This window comes from Nonomuraea sp. CX421, assembly GCF_059358955.1.
The window spans coordinates 130,088-149,668 of sequence record NZ_JCADBK010000016.1; the positions used below are offsets into that span (position 1 = coordinate 130,088).

Sequence of the window (19,581 nt, forward strand, 5' to 3'; positions counted from 1 at the left end):
CCGTACAGCTCTACGAGCCAGCGCGCGCAGATGCTCTCCCAGATCCCCGAGGTCGTGGAGTGCCGCCATGTCACCGGCGAGGACTGTTACGTGCTGACCGTGTGGGCGCGGTCGATGACCGACCTGGAACGCGTCTGCACCCACCTGGCCACCGCCGGCCACACCACCACCTCCCTGATCTTCTCCACCCGTATCCACGACCGCATCCCGCTGGTCCCGAGGTGGGCGAGATCGTGGCCGCCTGATGTGGATCACAACATTGACAAAGTTTATTTTTACGTACAAACTTTTCGTATCAATGCGAGGCGGCCTGCGCTCGAGCTGATCGCGCGGCGCCACCTCCCTCTGAAGGGAAGAGCATGACCCAGCCCTTGACGATGAGCGCCCGCGTCTCCGCACCGGCCAAGACCGTGCACGAGGCGTTCACCGACCCCGTTCAGATGCGCGTCTGGCTTGCTGAGCACGCCGAGGCCGATCTGCCGGACCGCTACGCCTTCTGGGGCCGACACACCCCGGAGGGCGACGCCCCCCGCCAACGTCCGCTCCACCTCGACGACCACACGCTGCGCTTCGCGTGGCCGCTGGCGGGCAAGACGACCACCGTGGAGATCGGCCTCCGGGAGGAGACTCCCGGATCAACCGTCGTCACGGTGTCGCAGACCGAGTTCGACTTCTCCCATCCGGGCAGCCTGGGCACACTGCAGACCTTCTGGGCGCTGGCGATCGCCAACCTGGTGGACCACCTCGAAGGCCGCCCCCTCACCCCCAAGCCCGACTACACCTCGACCGAGCTGCGCGCGGACGTGCTCCTCGCCGCGCCGCCCGCCGAGGTGTACGACTCGCTGGTCGACGGGGCCCAGGTGAGCCGCTGGTTCGGTTTCCCCGTCGACATCGACGCGCGCGTGGGCGGACAGTACGGCCACGGCGGCAGGATCCTCGACCTGGACCCGGGCCGGGCGCTGTCCATCGACTGGACGGGCACGGGCGTGTTCACCTGGGAGCTGGCCGGCTCCGGCGGCGGGACCCGGCTCACCCTGGCACGCAGCGGCTTCGACGCCGGCCAGCCGCCCTACGCGGCCTGGACGGGCGAGCTGTGCGCCGTCGCGGAGCTGCGCCGCTTCCACGAGCTGGCCGACTGGCAGCCGATCTGGCTCCACGACGAGCACGACTCCACCGCCGGCTGAGTCCGCCCCGCCTCCGCGACCCGACCGGCCCTATCCCTGCATCGGAGAGATCTTGAGCAACCAGGCTGTCGACGAATACGTCAGGACCCGGGTCGCGCCCGCCCACCAACCCACCGTCGAGGCCCTGCGCGAGCTGATGAGGCAGCACGCGCCCGAGGCCCAGGAGGTGATCACCTACGGCTCTCCCGCCTGGCGGGGCAACAGGATCCTGGCGATCATCAGCGTCAGCAAGACCCACATCACGCTCGCCTTCGAGCGTGGGGTCGAGTTCGCCGACGCGCATGGCCTCCTCAAGGGCTCCGGGAAGAGAACCCGGCACGTCAAGATCAAGAATCCAGAGGACGTCGATCACGAGGCCCTGCGTGACTACATCAACCAGGCAGCCGAGCTCGACCAGCGATCCTGAGGATCTGCCGACGGCAGGCCGGCGCGTCCGTGACGATCATGGCGACGATCACGCGCGCCCGCCGTCAGTGGCGCGCGGCGGGGACGACCGGCTCGGCGTGCGCCTCGGGCTGCTCGGCCCGGCGTGGAAGGGCCAGGGTGATCGCCGCGGCGGTCAGCGCGGCGCCGCAGCCGATGAGCATGCCGACCCGGAAGCCGCCCTCCGAGGGCACCATCGCCGGCCCGAACCGGATGGTCATCTGCGACAGGACGAGGCCGATCACGGCCGCCGAGGTCGTGGTGCCGATGGACCGCATCAGCGTGTTGAAACTGTTGGCCGCCGCGGTCTCCGAACGGGGCACGACGCCCATGATGAGGGCCGGCATCGAGCCGTAGGCGAAGCCGATGCCGATGCTGCAGACGCAGGTGACGACCAGCATGCCCCAGGGTGAGCCGAGCAGGACCAGGGAGGAGCCGTAGCCGAGCGCCATGATGAGGCTGCCGGTGATCAGCGTGACCTTGGGGCCGCGGGCGGCGGACAGCCGGGCGCCGACGGGTGAGACGAGCATCATCATCAGGCCCGAGGGCGCCATCCACAGGCCGGCGGCCAGCATCGACTGGCCCAGGCCGTAGCCGGTGGCCTTCGGAAGCTGCAGGATCTGCATGATGATCAGCGCCTGGGCGTACATGGCGAAGCCGACCACGATCGAGGCGAGGTTGGTGAGCAGCACCTGACGCCGGGCGGTGACCCGCAGGTCGACCAGCGGAGTGTCGTCGCGCAGCTCCCACCAGCCCCACGCGAGCAGGACGACCGGCGCGGCGCCCAGCAGGCCGAGCGTGGTGCCGCTGGTCCAGCCCCAGTCGGCTCCCTTGGACACGCCCAGCAGCAGGCACACCAGCCCGGCGCCCAGGCCGAGCGCGCCGACGACGTCGAGGCGTCCCGGGGTCCGGGCGGGCGTGGGCGGCACCAGCGTGCCGATCAGCACGGCCACCAGCACGCTGAGCGCGGCCGTGCCCCAGAACAGCACCCGCCAGCTGGCGTACTCGGCCACCCCGGCCGCGATCGGCATCCCCAGCGCGCCGCCGATGCCCATGGAGGAGCTCATCAGCGCGATGGAGGGGCCCAGCCGCTCGGGCGGCAGCAGGTCGCGCAGCGCGCTGATGCCCAGCGGGATCAGGCCCATGCCCATGCCCTGCAGGCCACGGCCCACGATCATCGGCGCGAGGGAGCCGGCCAGCGCGCAGATCACACAGCCCACGACGAGCGGCACCGAGCAGACGAGCATCATGCGGCGCTTGCCGTAGAGGTCGCCGAGCCGGCCGGTCACCGGCGTCGTGACGGCTCCGGCCAGCAGCGTGGCGGTGATCACCCAGGAGGCGTTGGACGCGCTGGTGCCCAGCAGCCGGGGCAGCTCACCGATCAGCGGCACCACCAGGGTCTGGGTGAGCGAGGCGACGATGCCGGCCACCGCCATCACGATCACGATGCCCTGAGGGCGGGAACGGGTCGCGGGCTCCTCCACGCGGAACTCCCTCGCACTCCGGGCCGACACAGATGATGTGCACTCTACACATGGTGTGTGACATGCACATAATATGGGGGTTACACATCGCAAGGCAGACACGCCAGGCGCGCCAAGGGAGTAGGACCGGCATGGACAAGCCCACGCACCTGATCGAGTACGAGACGATGCTGCTCGGGCGTTTCCGCCACGTCGACCGCAGCGCCTACACCCTGCTCAGCCGCCTGCGGATGGAGGGCCCGATGTCCATCGGGCAGCTCAGCGACGCGTTCTGCCTGGACGTCTCCACCCTCAACCGCCAGACCACGGCCCTGCTGCGCGACGGGCTGGTCGAGCGCATCCCCGATCCCGAGGGCGGCATGGCGCGTAAGTTCCGCCTCACGTCGGCGGGTGAGCGCCATCTCGACGAGGAGCACGCCCGGAACATCCGGGGCCTGGAGAAGGTGCTGGCCGACTGGTCGCCCGAGGACGTCGCCGCCTTCGCCGCCTACCTCAAGCGGTTCAACACGGACGTGGAGCGCCTGGGCGGGCGGCCCTGGCCACGCCCGGAACGTTCGCGGACGTCCTGAGGGGCCGGCCGCCGTTCTCGGAACGTTCGCGGACGGCCCGTGAGGCCCGGGTCCAGCCGCGTTCTAGCCGGCGTCCTCGCGGCCGCCGAGGGTGCGCAGGGTGACGTCCAGCCGGGAGGCGAGCTCCTCGACGGTCGTGCCGTAGGTCTCGGCGACCGTCACGCCGTCCGGGCCGAGGTGGAAGATCGCCCGGTCGGTGTAGAGACGGCTCACGCAGGCCAGCCCGGTCAGCGGGTACGTGCACTCCGGGACGAGTTTGGGCGTGCCGTCCCTGGCGAACAGCGTCATCATGACGAACACGTTCTTGGCGCCGATGGCCAGATCCATGGCGCCTCCCACGGCGGGGATCGCGTCGGGGGCGCCGGTGTGCCAGTTGGCCAGGTCGCCACGCTCGGACACCTGATAGGCGCCGAGCACGCACACGTCGAGGTGGCCGCCGCGCATCATCGCGAAGGAGTCGGCGTGGTGGAAGTAGGAGGCGCCCGGCAGCTCGGTGACGGGCATCTTGCCGGCGTTGGTCAGGTCGGGGTCGATCTCGTCGCCGTGCGCGGCGGGGCCCATCCCGAGCATGCCGTTCTCGGTGTGCAGGATGACCCCGGAGCCCGCGGGGAGGTGGTCGGCGACCGTGGTCGGCTGTCCGATGCCGAGGTTGACGAACGACCCCGGCGGGATGTCGCGGGCCACGAGGGCGGCCAGCTCGTCGCGGTCGAGCGGGCCACGGCCGGTGTGCTCGACGGTCCGGGCGTCGGGGTGCACGTCGGGGTTGATGTCGGGGTTGAGGGAGACGGTCACGCTGAGACCTCCGCTGCGCTCAGGTCGAGGATCCGGTCAACGTAGACGCAAGGGGTGACGACGGTCTCGGGATCCAGCTCGCCGACCTCGACGACCCGGTGCACCTCGGCGATCGTGGTCGTCGCGGCGGTCGCCATGACGGGCCCGAAGTTGCGGGCGGTCTTGCGGTAGACGAGGTTGCCCATCCGGTCGCCCACGTGGGCGCGGATGAGCGCGACGTCACCCTTGATCGGATATTCCAGCACGTGGTCGCGGCCGTCGATGGTGCGCCTCTCCTTGCCCTCGGCCAGGGGCGTGCCGACGCCGGTGGGACTGTAGAAGGCGCCGATCCCGGCGCCGGCGGCGCGCATCCGCTCGGCGAGATTGCCCTGCGGCACCAGCTCCAGCTCGATCCGCCCCTCCCGGTACAGGGAGTCGAAGACCCAGGAGTCGCTCTGCCGGGGGAACGAGCAGATCATCTTGCGCACCCGGCCGGCCGCGAGCAGCGCCGCCAGGCCGGTGTCGCCGTTGCCGGCGTTGTTGCTGACCACGGTCAGATCGGTGGCGCCCTGCCGGATCAGCGCGTCGATCAGGGTGACCGGCATGCCGGCCATGCCGAACCCGCCGATGAGGACGGTGGAGCCGTCCGCGATGCCCGCGACGGCGGCGCCTGGATCGGCGGTGACCAAGGTCATCGGATGTCCTTTGCTGGAGGCCCCGGGCTTCTTCAGCCCTGGGGAGGAGGTCAGGAAACGCCTGGGGAGGTCAGGAAGCGCTCACGTTCTCGAGGACGACGGCCAGGCCCTGGCCGACGCCGATGCAGATGGCGGCCACGCCCCACCGCTCACGCCGTTCGCGCAGCACGTGGGCGAGGGTGCCGAGGACGCGTCCGCCGGAGGCGCCGAGCGGGTGGCCGATGGCGATGGCGCCGCCCCTGGTGTTGACGATCCCGGGGTCGATCTTCCACGCGTCCAGGCAGACCAGCGACTGCACGGCGAACGCCTCGTTCAGCTCGACGGCCCCGACGTCGTCCCAGCCGATGCCGGCCCGGCGCAGCGCCCGGTCGGCGGCCTCGACCGGCGCGTACCCGAACAGCTGGGGCTCCAGTGCCGAGGCGCCGCGGCCCGCGACGCGGGCGATCGGGTCGGCGCCGACGCGGCTCGCGGCGGCCTCCGAGCCGAGCACGACGGCCGAGGCGCCGTCGTTGATCGGCGAGGCGTTGCCGGCCGTGATGGTGCCGCCGGGGCGGAAGACGGGCTTGAGCCCGGCGAGGATCTCCGGGGTGGTGCCGGGGCGGATGCCCTCGTCGCGCGCGAGGTCGGCGCCCTCGACCGGCACGACCAGGTCGTCGTAGAAGCCGGAGTCCCAGGCGGCGTCGGCCAGCGCGTGGGAGCGGGCCGCGAAGGCGTCCTGCCGCTCGCGGGAGATGGAGTAGGTCTCCTGCAACTGCTCGTTGGCCTCGCCCAGGGAGACCGTCCACTCCTGGGGCATCCTCGGGTTCACCAGCCGCCAGCCGAGCGTGGTCGAGACGGCGGTCGCGTCTCCGGCGGGGAAGGCGCGCGACGGCTTGGGCAGCACCCACGGGGCCCGCGTCATCGACTCCACTCCCCCGGCGACGACGATGTCGGCGTCGCCGCTCTCCACGGTCCTGGAGGCGATCATGGCCGCGTCGAGGCTCGATCCGCACAGCCGGTTGACCGTGGTGGCGGGCACGCTGACCGGCAGCCCGGCCAGCAGGACGGCCATCCGGCCGACGTTGCGGTTGTCCTCGCCCGCGCCGTTGGCGTTGCCCCAGACGACGTCGCCGATGGCGGCCGGATCCAGCTCGGGGACCTTGGCCAGGGCGCCGCGCAGGGCGGCGGCGGCCAGGTCGTCCGGACGGACCCCGGCGAGCGCGCCGTTGAACCTGCCGAACGGTGTGCGCGCCGCGGCGTAGACGAAGGCCCCACCCATGCCGTCCTCCTTCAGTGTTCGCTATGCGAACAACAGTTCCTCATACGAACTTTGTGTAGTTTACCGCTTTCCTTACCCGGCGCGACGGGCACGAGACGGGTACATCGGGGACAGCTCGCCGGGCGTGAGAGCGGTCGGCCCGAACAGCCAGTCCACGTAGTCGTAGTCGTAGACGTCGCGGTCACGGAGCACCTCGTTGCGCCACAGCCGCTCGTCCCCGTCGTGGTGCCACAGGTCTCCCCAGGCCCGTGCCGTGGTCAGCACGCGGCGGCAGTGCTCGGGGCGGACGGCGTTGTAGGCCGCCAGCGCGGCGTCCCAGTCGACGCCCGTCGGAGTCCCCGAGGCCGCCGAGCCGGTCACGCCCTGCGCGCCCACGTGCTCGGCCAGCACCCAGGCGTCCTCGATGGCCATGACCGCGCCCTGGGCGAGATACTGCAGCGGCGGATGGGCGGCGTCGCCGGTGAGGGCGATCCGGCCCCGGACCCAGTCCGCGAGCGGGTCCCGGTCGAACATCCGCCACCAGCGGTCACGCCACATCAGCGGCAGCCCGGCCCGCACCTGGGCGCAGGTGGCCTCGAAGGCTCCGTCGAGCTCGTCCGGCGTGCCCCAGTCCTCCTCGCCGGCTCGCGCCTTGGGCGACTCGAACACCGCGACCTGGTTGAACATCTCGCCGTGGCGCAGTGGGTACTGGACGAAGTGGCACCGGGGGCCGACGTAGACGACCACGTCCTTGAGGCGTACGTCGAGGTCGGCGACCCGGTCGATCGGGATGGCGCCCCGGTAGGCGACGTACGCGGAGCTGACCGGCTGGTCGTCGCTCAGGATCCGGCGGGCCACCGAGTGGAGGCCGTCGGCGGCCAGGACGACCTCCCCGAACTCCCGCCCCCCGTCGTGGACGGCGACGGCGCCGCCCTCGGCCTGCTCGTACGCGGTCACCGTGACGTCGTTGACGAGGTCCACCCCCGCCCGCCGGCAGGCGCGCAGCAGCGTGCCGTGCAGGTCGCTGCGATGGATCACCAGGTACGGGAAGCCGTAGCGCCGCTCCACGTCGTGCAGGTCGAGCCGGGTGAGGACGCCGGCGTCGACGGCGTCCTTCATGACGATGCTCTCGGGGAGCACGCCGAGCGACTTGACCTCGTCGAGCAGGCCCCAGCGGTCGAGGATGCGGGTGCAGTTGGGCGCGATCTGCAGACCGGCGCCGACCTCACCGAACTGGGAGGCCTGCTCCAGCACCCGCACCCGCAGGCCCTTGCCCGTCAGAGCGAGGGCGTTGGCCAGGCCGCCGATCCCGCCGCCGACCACCACCACGTCGACGTCGTTACCGTCTTCGGACATGTCCGGTGTTCCTTCCATCACGTCGCGCCGGGAGCTAGAGCCACCGGGGGAGTTCGGGCGCCGGCCGGTCGCCGGCGGCGGTGACACCGTCGCTCCGCCGGCCGGAGAGGTAGGCCGCGAGGCCGGCGAGGGTGCCGGTCACCGGCGTGGGGTCGCCGGCGCCGGACACGGCCCAGGCGCCGTCGTGGCCGGCGGCCGTGAGGGTGAGCGCGGGGCCGTCGCCGGCCCCGGACCGCTTGGCGGTGATGTCGTCGATCAGCGCGGCGAGGAAGCCGGCCGGGAGGGCGTCGAAGCCCACCCCGGCGCCGAGGTCGACGGCGTGCACCATGACCTCGCGGGCGCGCATCCAGGGGATCTCCCCGGCCGGGACGGTGCGGCCCTGGGCGGTGCGGACCCGCCGGGCCCACTGCGACTCGTCCAGCTCGGCGAGCCGCGCGTCCAGCACGTCGGCCGACCGCGTGGCCCAGGCGCGCAGCTCGGCCGCCGGCCGGGTGGCGCCGGCCTCGATGTCGGCGACGCGCCGGCCCGGAGAGGAGTACATCGGCGTCTCCTCCCCGGTGCGCGCCCAGTGCGCCAGGTTGACCAGCGCGTCGGCGTTGGCGGCGACGTGGGCCAGCAGATGCCGGCCTGTCCAGCCGTCGAGCGCCGTCGGCCCGGCCAGCCGCTCGTCCGGCAGGGCCCGCAACACCCCGAAGAAGAGCTCGCTCCCCTGGGCCGTCCAGCGCAGGCCGTCGGCGCGGCTCCTGCTCGCGGCCATCAGGCCACCGGCTCGGCGACGGTCTTCGCCTCGGACCGTCCCAGCCCGGTGATCTCGGTGGACAGGACGCTGCCCTCGGCGAGGTAGCGGGCGGGCTTGCGGGCGTGTCCCACGCCGCCGGGGGTGCCGGAGGCGATGACGTCGCCCGGGTTGAGCGTGATGATCGTGGAGACGTAGCGCACCAGGGCGACGGGATCGAACACGAGGTCCGAGGTCTCGGCCCGCTGCACCACCTCGCCGTCGACGGACCCGGTCAGGGTGAGCGACGGCCGGGTGCCGCCGGGAAGTTCGTCGGGGGTGACCAGGTAGGGGCCGAACGGCGTGCTGCCCTCCCACGTCTTGCCCTGCAGCCACATCGCCGAGCGGTACTGCCAGTCGCGCATGGTGACGTCGTTGAGGACGGCGAACCCGGCGATGGCCTCGGCCGCCTCGGCCTCGCCCGCCCGCCGCACGGACGTGCCGATGACGACGGCGAGCTCGGCCTCCCAGTCGACCTGGCCGGACTCCGGCGGCAGCCGGATCTCGTCGTCGGCCCCGATGAGCGCCTCGGCGTACTTGGCGAACAGCGTCGGGTACTCCGGCAGCTCCCGCCCCATCTCCAGGATGTGGTTGCGGTAGTTGAGGCCGACACAGACGATCTTGCCGGGGCGGGGGACGACCGGCGCGTAGCCGGCGCTCTCGACCGCGCTCCCTTGCGCACGGGCGGCCCGCCCGGCCCAGTCCGGCTGGGCCAGCAGTTCGCCGACGTCGGCGAAACCGAGGTCGACCAGGGTCTCCCCCTCCACACGTACGGCCCGGGTGGCGCCGTCGGCGGTGCGGATGGTGGCGAGCTTCATGGGGTCTGTCCTTCCACGTGGGCGCGGTCGAGGCGGAGCGCCTCGAAGATCGGCCCGTCACTGAATCTGAAGAGGTCGAGGGCGCCCGAGTCGGAGTCGGACGCCGTGGCCTCGGACCTGGCCGAGAACGGCACCCACGACGGGACCACGAACAGGTCGCCGCGGGTGACCGACCAGGACGCGTCGCCGACCGTGACCCGCCCGCTGCCGTCGAAGACCTGGTACACCGAGGAGCCGACCTCGCGCAGGGGCGCGGTCTCGGCCCCGCCGCGGATCCGGTGCATCTCCACCCGGATGGTCGGCAGCACGTCGCCGCCCGTGGTGGGGTTGGTGTAGCGCACCGCCGCGTGGCCCGGCTCGACCGTCCCGGGGTGGCCCTCGGCCTCGAGTGCGAGCTGGTCCGTCAGCGCGCGGTCGGTGTCGGCCCACCGGTAGGCCAGCAGCGGGGTGCCGGGCCGGGCTCCGGGCGCGGAGACCGGACGCAGGCCGGGGTGCCCCCAGAGCCGCTCCGACCGGGAGCGCTCGGGGGTGGTGCGCTCGGCCGCGGTGATCTCGTCACGGCCGAACTCGAAGAACTGCGCCTCGGTGACGTACTGGAACGGGATGTCCAGGCCGTCGATCCAGGCCATCGGCCTGTCGGTCGCGTTGTGGTGGGCGTGCCAGTTCCAGCCGGCCTGGGGCAGGAAGTCGCCGCGGCGCATCGGCACCGGGTCGCGGCCGACCACGGTCCACACGCCCTCGCCCTCGACGACGAACCGGAACGCGTGCTGGGTGTGCCGGTGCTCCGGGGCGTCCTCACCCGGCATCAGGTACTGGATCGCGGCCCACAGCGTCGGCGTCGCGAACGGCCGGCCGCCCAGCGCGGGGTTCGCCAGCGCGATCGCCCGCCGCTCCCCGCCGCGGCCGACGGGCACGAGGTGCCCGGCCCGGTCGGCCAGGGCTAGCAGGTTGTCCCACCGCCACAGGTGCGGGACCGCCCTGGAGCGCGGGTGCGCCGGCATCAGGTCGCCGATCTCGGTCCACAGCGGGACCAGCAGCTCCTTCTCGAAGCCGTGGTACAGCTCCTCCAGCGCCGCCGACGGCGTCGGCTGGTCCGGTGAGTCGACCACGGCGAGGCGAACCGGGGAGTTCGCGTTCTCAGTCATGTCTGGCTCCTTCGACGTGCCGTGACACGGCCTCGGCGCGGGGATGGCATGGCGGCGCACCGGCGGCGCCGTGGTCCAAGCTTGTATTCTGGGCACAGGAAAAGAACAGGAGATTCTGCTCTGAAGAATCCACCGAACTACTCCGTGCGCAGTGTCGATCATGCGCTCCAGCTCGCGGTCCTGCTCCAGGTCGAGGGCCCGTTCGGCGTGGGCGAGGCGGCGGAACGGCTCGGGGTGGCGCCCTCCACCGCGCACCGGCTGCTGGCGATGCTGGTGTACCGGGACTTCGCGATCCAGACCAGGGACCGCCGCTACGCCGCCGGGCCGGTCCTGTCGCTGGGCGCGAGCTCCCAGTCGCGCACCGCGCTGCTGCGCTCGGTCGCCATGCCGCACCTGGCCGCCCTGGTCGAGCGGGTCCGCGAGAGCTCCAACCTGGTGATCCTGGCCGGTGACCACGTACGGTTCATCGGATCGGTGGAGTGCGCGCAAGCGCTGCGGGTCGGCAACCGCGAGGGCATGGTCTTCCCCGCGCACCTGGCCTCGGGCGGCAAGGTCCTGCTCGCCGACCTGCCGCCGGAGCGCCTCGACGCGCTCTACAGCGAGGCGAAGTGGGCCGGGCGCCTCGACCAGCGCCCCAGCCTGGCGGCGCTCCGCCGCGAGCTGCGGACCGTCCGCGAGCGGGGTTTCGCCATCAACGCCGGCAAGACCGAGTCGGGCGTCACCGCCGTCGGCCGGCCCGTGCGCGGCGAGGACGGCCGGGCCCTGGCCGCGCTCTCGGTGTCGCTGCCCACCGTCCGGTTCTCACGGGACCGCCTGCCGGAGCTGACCAGCGCCCTGGCCATGGCCGTCCGCGACGTCGAGGAGGAGATGCGCGGTGGCGGCGCTCACCTGCCCGGTCGGCGGTAGGTGGCGACCTTGTCGCCGCCGCCGGGGTAGGCCATGATCAGCAGGCGCTGGGCACCCTCCCGCGCGCTCTTCCCCGGGAACCAGGCGTGGTGCACGCGGATCCGGTAGTGGCCCTCGCGGCCGTCGAGCGCGAGGTCGGGCAGCTCGGTGCCGCTCAGGTCGTCCGTGAGCACGATCTCGCCGGTGGGACTGTCGTAGCCGACCTCGACGACGTGGTCCCAGCCCTTCGTCTCCACCGGCGGGCGGCGGGTGTAGGTCTCGACGGTGACGCACAGGTCGAAGTCGGAGTGTGACAGCACGATCAGATGGCCGGGACGGGCGGCGACCAGTCCGTTGTCCTGGGCCTTGTCCAGGAGTTCCATGCTGGACGGGTCGTATGCGTCCTCGGTCTGCTCCCAAGCCTCCAGGACCCCGTGGTCGGTCCGCTGGGGCTCCTTGATCACGATCCGCCGGGCGGGTCTGATGAGCGGCCGGTGGCGCGGAGTCGCGTCGCACCTGCGCCGCGACTCCGCCCGCCACTCCTCCAGCTCCCGGTTCCGCGCCTCCTGGGCCGCCTTGACCGTCGCGGCGGCGCTCGGGCAGATCCCGGCGAGTTCGTAGGCCAGCGTCCGGGGGTCATGCCCCTCCCGGGCACGCAGCCGGGCGACCTCCTGCGGGTCGTCGCGCGTGTAGACGCCGCACAGCCGGCGTCCGTGGGCGAGCAGGACCTGGTCGGGTGTGGTGGCGGCGAACTTCAGCGTGCCGCCGCTCCGGATGCCGCACAGGTACGCCTCCTCGCCGGTCGGCGTGCGTCTCTCGCTCTGGTCCAGCCCTCTCCACGCCTCGGGCGGCTCGCAGTCCTGGGCCGTGGTGACCGGGCCGCGTGACTGGTCGGCGACCGGCAGGAGGCAGAGCACCACGGCCGTGGCCAGCGCGGCCACGGGCACGTGGTGGCGCACGCGCTGGGCGGGCGGGGCCCCGTACAGGGAGAGCAGGATGAGGGCGGAGGCGAGCAGGGCGGCGCTGTACCACAGCGGTGAGAGCCCGAAGGAGAGCTCCCCCTGCTCGCCGGCGAGGAACAGGCCGTCCGGATACAGCGGCAGACCGCCCGGTGAGTCCCAGCTCGGGGCGGAGTCGGTGGTGAGCGCGGTGACCACGCCGGTCGACGCGAGGAGGATCAGGGTCTGCGTCGTGGCCCGCATGAGGCGCCGGGTGCCGCGCAGGATCGCGGCCAGGATGAGCAGCGCGGGCACGCCGACCCCGACGAGCAGGTCGAGGGCGAGCCATGTCAGGGCCATGGCCTCTCCGGTCTCCTCGAAGACGAGGCCATGGATCGCCCCCCTGGGCCCGATCCAGAACGGCATCCCGTTCGCGAGGTTGACGGCCGCGGGGACCAGCGGGAGCGCGATCGCCAGCGCGGGGAGCGGCCACCGCCGGGACGGCACTCCCGCGGGCCTCGGCCGGACAGGTGACGGGCGTGGTCCGGTCAGCTCGTGGGCGGAGCGGGCCTCCCACACCATCCCGAACACGCTGATCGCGCTGAGCAGCGAAGAGACCACCAGCGTGTACGGCACGTCGCCGGGCGAGAAGGACACCAGGCTCGACCCGGGATGGAGGAACGACACGACCGGCGTCAGGGCGCCCATCCAGACGGTGGTCCTGCTCCAGCGGGCATCTCTCGCCTGGGCCACCAGGAGCGGGACCAGCCACGTCAGCCAGAGCAGGCCGTCCATCGTCACCAGGGTGAGGATCCGCACGGGGGCGTCGAGATGGAGCGCGTAGGAGAGCATGAGGCCGATCCCGACCGCCGCGTTGATCATTCCCGTGACGAGCAGGAGGATCCGCGACCACGTGGGGATCGCGCCGGCCAGCACCCGGAAGAACAGCCAGACGATGACCGGCTGGACGAGAGCCGGAGGAAGGCTCAGCCACATCCATGAGTCCGCCCACGACCACAGGAACGGGTAGGGGATCAGGGAGAAGGCGACGCTGATGTACAGCGCGCCGCGTAGCAGCGCGACCTGCCCGCCCCCGTCGGCCGGCTCGCCGCGTACGCGCCCGCGCAGCACCTGCCAGTAGGCCCAGCCCTGCACCGCCCCGGCCAGGACCAGCGCGAGCACGAGCCACCAGAGGGCGGTGAGCTGCTCCATCGGGGGGTCGTGCGCGACGACCCACCACAGGAGGTCCACCTCTCCGGTGACCAGCGCGACGACGCCGAGCACGACGACGACGGCGAGGTAGAGCGCGGCGACCGACGCCGCGAGCCTGCCGAAACGGTGGCGACGCACGAGCACTCCCGGGGGACGGAGCGGCCAAAGCGCCCCACCCTAGCGAGCCACCGCGAGCCGATCAAGCGCGTTGATCACGGAGCTGGAAGCCCCGGAAATGACTTTTTCACGGCTGTGAACGCCTCGTCCTGAATGGAGATCCCGGAGGCCGGGAACAGCGTCGTACGCCGGTGCCGCCGGCCTTTAAGCGGGACGAAATAGCCTGGTTTATCTTTCAACCATCGGCGCGAATCCGCGGAGCCGCCGGATTTCGCTCGTCGGCCCCTCTTCCGGCCGAGATCGGTACGCGGCGTCCGGCGACGACGGGAGGGCGCGCACGCCCGCTGACCTGGCGCCCAGGGCGATTCCACGAGAAAGGGCAAGAGGCGGGAGCGGGGATTCGCCGGGCGAAGGACCATCGCGCACTCGTCGGCACGTCACGGTGCGGACGGCACTGGAATTCCCGGCGCGCGCCGGGGACACGGCGACCCCGGAGGGGATTCACCGGCCACTCCCCCGGTTTCCGCCGGTTCCGCGCAAGGCCACGCGCAGATGTTCGCGAAACGGGACAATTAACCCGTTCGCCGGGAGCCGGCGGTGCGCGGATCGCGGCTATGCTTTGGCTTTGTGCGGTCGGTTGAGAACATGAACTCGGGAGACACCGGGCGTCCGCCGGCGAACGGCGCCGGCACGTCCGACGAGGGGCAGACGAGCAGCGGTGTGGAGCGCGCCCTTCAGGTGATCTTCGCCGTGGCCGCCGCCAAGGAGCCCGACATCGGGGTCTCGGAGCTGGCCCGATCGCTCGGCCTGAGCAAGGCCGTGGTGCACCGCGTGGTGCGCACCCTCGTCGCCGCCGACTTCTTCTCTTTCGACGAGCGCACCCGCCGCTACCGTCTCGGGCCCGGCGCGGTGAGCGTGGGCCTCGCGGCCATGGCGCAGATGGAGGTGCCGCGGATCGCGCAGCCGCACCTCGAACGCCTCGTGGCCCGCACCCGCGAGACCGCCACGCTGTCCGTCCGCTACGGCTACCAGCGGATGTATCTGACGCAGGTGCTGTCGCCGCAGGAGATCCAGATGTCGGTGCAGCTCGGCCGGCTCTATCCGCTGCACGCCGGCGGCTCGTCCAAGGCCATCCTCGCCGCGATGGAGCCCGACGAGATCCGCTCCTGCCTGGCCTCCGGGCCGCTCGACGCGCTGACCCCGATCACCATCCAGGACTCCGACCGCCTGCTCGAGGAGCTCGAGCTCACCCGGCGGCGCGGCTACGCGGTGAGCCTCGGCGAGCGTCAGCAGGGTGCGGCCTCGGTGGCCGCTCCCGTCTATGAGGCCACCGGCCGCGTCTACGGCTCCATCTCGGTCTGCGGCCCGGTCAGCCGCCTCAGCGCCGGCGAGACCGAGGAGTACGGCCGGCTCGTCAAGGAGGCCGCGGCCGAGGTGTCGCGGCAGCTCGGCTACCGGCCCGCCCAGCCGTAACCACCCTCTCCGCACGTTCCGGGAGTCACCCGGCGACGTCGCGCGCGGCGGCGTCCGGACTTCTACGGGTGTCGGCGGTGCCCCTGTCACCTGTGGACATCACGTTTCGTGTCTGCTTTGTCGTTCCCTGTTATCTCCTTATAGAGTGTCATACCGGTATAAATCGGTCATTTTGCTCTCATTTGGAAAAATGGGGAGACAGAACCTTGACCCTCACTCCAGGGCACATCTAGCATCCTCCCTACCGGTACGGCGTTCCGCTAAGCGATACAACCGTGAGTATGGAGATCTACATGCCGAGCCCTGACCTCGCCCCCGAGGGCCCCAGACCTCGCGTGTCCCGTAAGAAGTGGGCCGCTTCACCGGTGATGCTGTGGATCACCACCCCGTTGCTCCTCCTGGTGTTCCTCGGCATCTGGAAGGCCTACACCCTCATGTTCGACGTGAGCTCGCTCATGCTGCCGCCGCCCGAGCAGGTCGGCACCGCGATGATCGAGCTGATGCAGGGCACGATGATCTACGACGCCATCCAGGTCACCCTGTACGAGACGCTCGTCGGCTTCGCGCTCGCCGCCGCCGTCGGGATCGGCCTCGGGATCGTCCTCGGCAAGGCGCGCAACCTGGAGCGGGTGCTCTCGCCGTTCCTCGTCGCCACCCAGGTGGTGCCGAAGGTGGCGATCGTGCCGCTCTTCCTGCTGTGGTTCGGGTTCGGGACGACCTCCAAGATCTTCATGGCGGCGATCATCGCGTTCTTCGTCATGATGCAGAACACCATCCTGGGGATCCGCTCGATCGACCCCGGTCACCGCGACCTCATGCGCGTCATCCAGGCCCCCTGGTGGAAGCGCGTGATCTCGCTCGACATCCCGTCCTCGCTGCCGTACGTGCTCACCGGTGTCGAGCTGGGGATCGTCTTCGCGATCACCGGCGCGGTCGTGGGTGAATACCTCGGCGGCGACGAGGGGCTCGGCGCCCTCGCCACGACGATGCTCGCCAGCCTGCGCACCGACATGCTCTTCGCGGCCGTGATCGTGATGACGGTGCTCGGCTTCCTTCTCTACGCCATCACGGCGGCCATCCGGCGATTCGCGATCCCGTGGCACGAGTCGTCCGGCCGCCCCACCTCCCTCTGAGAATTTCCGAGAACCTCCGAGAACAGGACGCATCCCATGGATCGCCGCAATTTCTTCAAGACGACCGGGCTGATCGTCGGCACGCTGGCCGGGAGCCAGTTCCTCATCGGCTGCGGGTCGGACGACGCCGGCACCACGACGGCCGCCTCCTCCGGGCCCGGGGGCGCCGACCTGCGCAACCTCGTCTACATGACCCCGTTCCAGCACATCATCGCGCACTCCGATGTGTACGTGGCGGCCCATCAGGGCTTCTTCGCGGAGGAGGGCCTGCTGATCACCTCGGTCGGCGGCACCGGCACCGCCAGCTCCATCTCGCAGGTCGCCGCCAAGCAGGCGATGTTCGGCAAGGCCGCCTCCGTCATCACCTGCCCGCTCATCGCCGACCAGAACACCGAGGTGGTGACGATCGGCCAGAAGGACCAGGTCAGCCAGTACAGCGTCGCGTCGCTGCCGGACAAGCCCCTGACCCACCCCGAGCAGTGGCAGGGCAAGACCATCGGCGTCATCTCCAAGGGCGGCACCACCGAGCTGCAGCTCGACGCGATGTCGGTGGCCGCGGGGCTCGACCCGTCGAAGGTGAAGAAGGTCGTGACCGGCGCCGACGTGGGCTCGCTGGAGTTCCTGCGGCGCGGCGACGTGGACGGGTTCATCACCTTCATCGGCACCGAGACCTCGTTCAAGCAGAAGAACATCGACCTGCACTACCTCAACACCGACGAGTTCGCGGTGCTGCCCGGCGACTCCTACCTCGTCACCCGGGAGACCGCGGAGAAGGAGGGCGAGGCGATCACCGGCTTCCTGCGCGCCTGCCGCAAGGCCTGGGAGTTCATGGCCGACCCCGCCAACGGCGACAAGGTGCTGGAGGCCATGGGCAAGCTCAACGAGATCGAGGTCTCCGACAAGGAGCTGGCCAAGGCCAAGGTCGCGGGCGAGGTCAAGGTGAGCACGCCGAAGAACGGCAAGTTCCTGTCGATCGACGTGGCCGCGTGGGAGAGCGCGATCGAGCTGATGCGCAAGTCGGGGATCATGAAGGACAAGTCCCGGCCCGTCACCGACTTCGTGAACACGACGTTCGTCGACGCGGTCTGAGGGGATCGTTCATGCTGCACATCACGACTCCGGGGCACGCGCGATGACCGGTAGGCCGGCCACGACGGACCTCGTGGTGATCGGCGCCGGCACGGCCGGCCTGCCGGCCGCCATCGAGGCCGCGCGCCACGGGCTGCGGGTCACCGTCATCGAGAAGGCCGGCCGGATCGGCGGCACGCTGTGGCGCTCCTGGGGCCAGCTCTCCGCGGGCGGCACCTCGCTCCAGCGCTCCAAGGGCATCCGCGACAGCCCCGACCTGCACTTCGACGACGTCATGCGGATCAGCAAGAACACCGCCGACCCCGTCCTCGTCAGGCTCGCGGTGAGCCACGCGCCCGCCACCATCGAGTGGCTGATGGAGTCCGGGTTCGACATGGACCCCGAGGCCCCGGCGGTGCTGCACTTCCACGAGCCGTACCTGCTGGCGCGCACCTACTGGGGGCGCAACGCGGGCCGGTCGGTGCTGGACGTGCTCGCGCCCGCGTTCGAGGAGGCCACGGCCGGTTCCGTGACGCTGGAGCTGAACACCGAGCTGGTCGAGCTGCACGCCTCGGCGCCCGGCCGGGTGGACGGGCTGACCGTCCGCCGGCCGGATGGAACGCTCCACGACATCGAGGCGCGGGTCGTCATCCTCACCAGCGGCGGCTACGCCGGCAACCCCGAGCTGTTCCCCCGGTTCACCGCGGGCTCGCCGCTGGCGGGCCCCGGCTCGCCCGGCGCGGACGGCTCCGGCCTCCTCGCGGCCGTGGCCGCGGGCGGGCGGGTACGCGGCCAGGAACGGTTCCTCCCGACGTACGGCGGCGTGCTCAAGTCCGGCAGCTCGTGGGAGACCGTGCATCTGGACGACTACCCGGCGCTGACCCCGCAGGCCCGGCAGCCGTGGGAGATCCACGTGAACGCCCGGGGCGAGCGGTTCGTGGCCGAGGACGCGCCGAGCGTCGACCTCCGCGAGAACGCCCTGCTGGAGCAGCCCGAGCTGAAGTTCTGGGTGGTGTACGACGCCGCGATCCGCCGGGAGGCGCCCGCGCTGTTCCCGACCTGGAGCGAAGCGGAGCTGGACGACGCGTTCGCCGGTCACCCGTCGTTCGCGATGGCCGATGACCTGCGGACGCTCGCGCAGGCCGCCGGCCTCGACGCCGACGGGCTGGCCCGCACCGTGGCGGCCTACAACGAGGCCGTCGCCTCGGGCAGGGACGAGTTCGGCCGGACGCACCTGCCCGCCCCCATCGCCGAGCCGCCGTTCCACGCGGTGCTGAACCACGGCTCCACGCTCAAGAGCCCGGCCGGCCTCGCGGTGGACGGCGAGCTGCGGGTCCTCGGCCCCGACGGGCCGTTCGAGAACCTGTGGGCGGCGGGCGAGGTCCTCGGCGGCAGCACCTTGTCCGGCAAGTCCTTCGTGAGCGGCATGAGTGTCACCCCGGCCCTCGGTTTCGGCCGGATGCTGGGACGCCGGGCGGCCGGCGCGGACACCGATCCAGGGAGCATGTGATGTGGAACAGGCCTGACGTCGACTTCATCCAGAGCCAGGACGTGCCGTGGCAGGCGGTCCCCGAGGGCGACTTCGGCGCCGCCCAGAGCGGGCGGAAGCGGCTGCTCAGCGGCGACGCCGGCACCGGCGCGGAGACCGCGATCCACCGCCTCACCGGACGGCACTCCGGAGTGCTGGCCAGCGCTGTGGACCTGTTCGTCATCGGCGGCGAGGGCGTCCTCGACGGCGAGCCGCTGCGCGTCGGCGACTACGTCTACGCCCAGGCCGGCACGGCCCTCGACCTGGTCGCCTCGGTGCGCGGGCTCACCGTCTACTGCGGCTTCTGGGGAGCGCCCGGCTTCGCGCCGGGCACCGGCTCCGGCGAGCCGCCGCTGCGGATCTCCACCGAGCGCGAGCCGTGGGTGCCCGCCGGATGGAGCGGCGAGGTCCAGCTGGAGACGGGCGCCATGTCCAAGGTGCTGCGCTCCGACGACACGGTCTTCGTCTACCTCGCGGGGATGATGCCGGGCTGGAAGTCACCGCTGGAGGAGGCCCACCCCCAGTACGAGGAGTCCTTCAAGATCTACGGAGACGTCATGATGGGGCCGCTCGGCGTCATCAGGACCGGCGGCTACTTCTTCCGGTCCCCGCACGTCTTCCACGGCCCGCTCTACTCGCGCGGCGGAACGATGTCGTTCATCCGCTCGGACGCGGCCCCCACCACCGAGTATCGCGACCCCGGACCAGGCGGAGCCTGGGACGAGCTGTCGGCGACCGCGTATGTCGACTGACGGCGCCCCTGCCAGCAC

Annotated in this window: 19 protein-coding genes; 10 read left to right on the plus strand and 9 right to left on the minus strand. The window is 71.6% G+C overall.

What is annotated here, in order from left to right; translation table 11 throughout:
* Positions 1 to 30: 30 nt before the first annotated feature.
* From AC5L3X_RS26415 to AC5L3X_RS26425, 3 genes are read left to right on the plus strand one after another with little or no spacing between them, the layout of a single operon-like run.
* The gene (locus AC5L3X_RS26415) at positions 31 to 363 is read left to right on the plus strand and encodes an Lrp/AsnC ligand binding domain-containing protein (protein ID WP_494860411.1); all 333 of its coding nucleotides are present in this window, start codon (positions 31 to 33) and stop codon (positions 361 to 363) included.
* Positions 360 to 1,184 carry an SRPBCC family protein gene (locus AC5L3X_RS26420; protein WP_494860413.1) on the plus strand — a complete coding sequence of 275 codons (825 nt, stop codon included), beginning with the start codon at positions 360 to 362 and terminating at the stop codon, positions 1,182 to 1,184. Before AC5L3X_RS26415 ends, AC5L3X_RS26420 begins: the two co-directional genes overlap by 4 nt.
* A 52-nt stretch (positions 1,185 to 1,236) precedes the next feature.
* Complete coding sequence (locus AC5L3X_RS26425; protein ID WP_494860415.1) at positions 1,237 to 1,590, plus strand: DUF1801 domain-containing protein; 354 nt, start codon at positions 1,237 to 1,239, stop codon at positions 1,588 to 1,590.
* A 64-nt stretch (positions 1,591 to 1,654) separates the two neighbouring features.
* Here AC5L3X_RS26425 and AC5L3X_RS26430 read toward each other — a convergent pair whose 3' ends face one another.
* Positions 1,655 to 3,091 (minus strand): MFS transporter, encoded by a 1,437-nt coding sequence (locus AC5L3X_RS26430; protein ID WP_494860416.1) that lies wholly within the window; start codon positions 3,089 to 3,091, stop codon positions 1,655 to 1,657.
* Between the two features lie 131 nt (positions 3,092 to 3,222).
* Here AC5L3X_RS26430 and AC5L3X_RS26435 point away from each other — a divergent pair, with 131 nt between their 5' ends.
* Positions 3,223 to 3,660: a MarR family winged helix-turn-helix transcriptional regulator gene (locus tag AC5L3X_RS26435; protein ID WP_189125616.1), complete on the plus strand. Its 438-nt coding sequence runs from the start codon at positions 3,223 to 3,225 to the stop codon at positions 3,658 to 3,660.
* A gap of 63 nt (positions 3,661 to 3,723) precedes the next feature.
* Here the strand turns inward: AC5L3X_RS26435 and AC5L3X_RS26440 are convergent, their stop codons facing one another.
* From AC5L3X_RS26440 to AC5L3X_RS26470, 7 genes are all read right to left on the minus strand, one after another.
* Positions 3,724 to 4,452 carry a 3-oxoacid CoA-transferase subunit B gene (locus tag AC5L3X_RS26440; protein ID WP_494860418.1) on the minus strand — a complete coding sequence of 243 codons (729 nt, stop codon included), beginning with the start codon at positions 4,450 to 4,452 and terminating at the stop codon, positions 3,724 to 3,726.
* A complete protein-coding gene (locus AC5L3X_RS26445) occupies positions 4,449 to 5,126 on the minus strand; it encodes a 3-oxoacid CoA-transferase subunit A (RefSeq protein WP_494860420.1) in 678 nt (225 codons plus the stop codon). Before AC5L3X_RS26445 ends, AC5L3X_RS26440 begins: the two co-directional genes overlap by 4 nt.
* A gap of 70 nt (positions 5,127 to 5,196) precedes the next feature.
* Positions 5,197 to 6,384: a thiolase family protein gene (locus AC5L3X_RS26450; protein ID WP_494860422.1), complete on the minus strand. Its 1,188-nt coding sequence runs from the start codon at positions 6,382 to 6,384 to the stop codon at positions 5,197 to 5,199.
* Positions 6,385 to 6,456: 72 nt separating this feature from the next.
* Positions 6,457 to 7,719 (minus strand): FAD-dependent monooxygenase, encoded by a 1,263-nt coding sequence (locus AC5L3X_RS26455; RefSeq protein WP_494860424.1) that lies wholly within the window; start codon positions 7,717 to 7,719, stop codon positions 6,457 to 6,459.
* 34 nt (positions 7,720 to 7,753) lie between these two features.
* Positions 7,754 to 8,476 carry a maleylpyruvate isomerase family mycothiol-dependent enzyme gene (locus AC5L3X_RS26460; protein WP_494860426.1) on the minus strand — a complete coding sequence of 241 codons (723 nt, stop codon included), beginning with the start codon at positions 8,474 to 8,476 and terminating at the stop codon, positions 7,754 to 7,756.
* Complete coding sequence (locus tag AC5L3X_RS26465; protein ID WP_494860428.1) at positions 8,476 to 9,312, minus strand: fumarylacetoacetate hydrolase family protein; 837 nt, start codon at positions 9,310 to 9,312, stop codon at positions 8,476 to 8,478. Before AC5L3X_RS26465 ends, AC5L3X_RS26460 begins: the two co-directional genes overlap by 1 nt.
* Positions 9,309 to 10,457: a cupin domain-containing protein gene (locus AC5L3X_RS26470; protein ID WP_494860430.1), complete on the minus strand. Its 1,149-nt coding sequence runs from the start codon at positions 10,455 to 10,457 to the stop codon at positions 9,309 to 9,311. The genes AC5L3X_RS26465 and AC5L3X_RS26470 overlap by 4 nt, the downstream gene beginning before the upstream one ends.
* A 144-nt stretch (positions 10,458 to 10,601) precedes the next feature.
* On the opposite strand from AC5L3X_RS26470, the gene AC5L3X_RS26475 reads away from it, so the two are divergent.
* Positions 10,602 to 11,363, plus strand: a complete 762-nt coding sequence (locus tag AC5L3X_RS26475) for an IclR family transcriptional regulator (RefSeq protein ID WP_494860431.1) — start codon at positions 10,602 to 10,604, stop codon at positions 11,361 to 11,363.
* Here AC5L3X_RS26475 and AC5L3X_RS26480 read toward each other — a convergent pair.
* Positions 11,342 to 13,630: a hypothetical protein gene (locus AC5L3X_RS26480; RefSeq protein ID WP_494860432.1), complete on the minus strand. Its 2,289-nt coding sequence runs from the start codon at positions 13,628 to 13,630 to the stop codon at positions 11,342 to 11,344. The genes AC5L3X_RS26475 and AC5L3X_RS26480 overlap by 22 nt on opposite strands.
* Positions 13,631 to 14,254: 624 nt before the next feature.
* Between AC5L3X_RS26480 and AC5L3X_RS26485 the strand changes: the two genes are divergently transcribed.
* The 5 genes from AC5L3X_RS26485 to AC5L3X_RS26505 all read left to right on the plus strand — a co-directional run bounded on the left by AC5L3X_RS26485 (position 14,255) and on the right by AC5L3X_RS26505 (position 19,563).
* Positions 14,255 to 15,082, plus strand: a complete 828-nt coding sequence (locus tag AC5L3X_RS26485; RefSeq protein WP_225263373.1) for an IclR family transcriptional regulator — start codon at positions 14,255 to 14,257, stop codon at positions 15,080 to 15,082.
* Positions 15,083 to 15,375: 293 nt separating this feature from the next.
* On the plus strand, positions 15,376 to 16,215 hold the full coding sequence (locus tag AC5L3X_RS26490) for an ABC transporter permease (protein ID WP_494860435.1): 840 nt from the start codon (positions 15,376 to 15,378) through the stop codon (positions 16,213 to 16,215).
* A gap of 36 nt (positions 16,216 to 16,251) precedes the next feature.
* Positions 16,252 to 17,304 (plus strand): ABC transporter substrate-binding protein, encoded by a 1,053-nt coding sequence (locus tag AC5L3X_RS26495; protein WP_494860437.1) that lies wholly within the window; start codon positions 16,252 to 16,254, stop codon positions 17,302 to 17,304.
* A 43-nt stretch (positions 17,305 to 17,347) separates the two neighbouring features.
* Positions 17,348 to 18,793 (plus strand): FAD-dependent oxidoreductase, encoded by a 1,446-nt coding sequence (locus tag AC5L3X_RS26500; RefSeq protein ID WP_494860439.1) that lies wholly within the window; start codon positions 17,348 to 17,350, stop codon positions 18,791 to 18,793.
* Positions 18,793 to 19,563 carry a hypothetical protein gene (locus tag AC5L3X_RS26505; protein WP_494860440.1) on the plus strand — a complete coding sequence of 257 codons (771 nt, stop codon included), beginning with the start codon at positions 18,793 to 18,795 and terminating at the stop codon, positions 19,561 to 19,563. Before AC5L3X_RS26500 ends, AC5L3X_RS26505 begins: the two co-directional genes overlap by 1 nt.
* Positions 19,564 to 19,581: the final 18 nt, after the last annotated feature.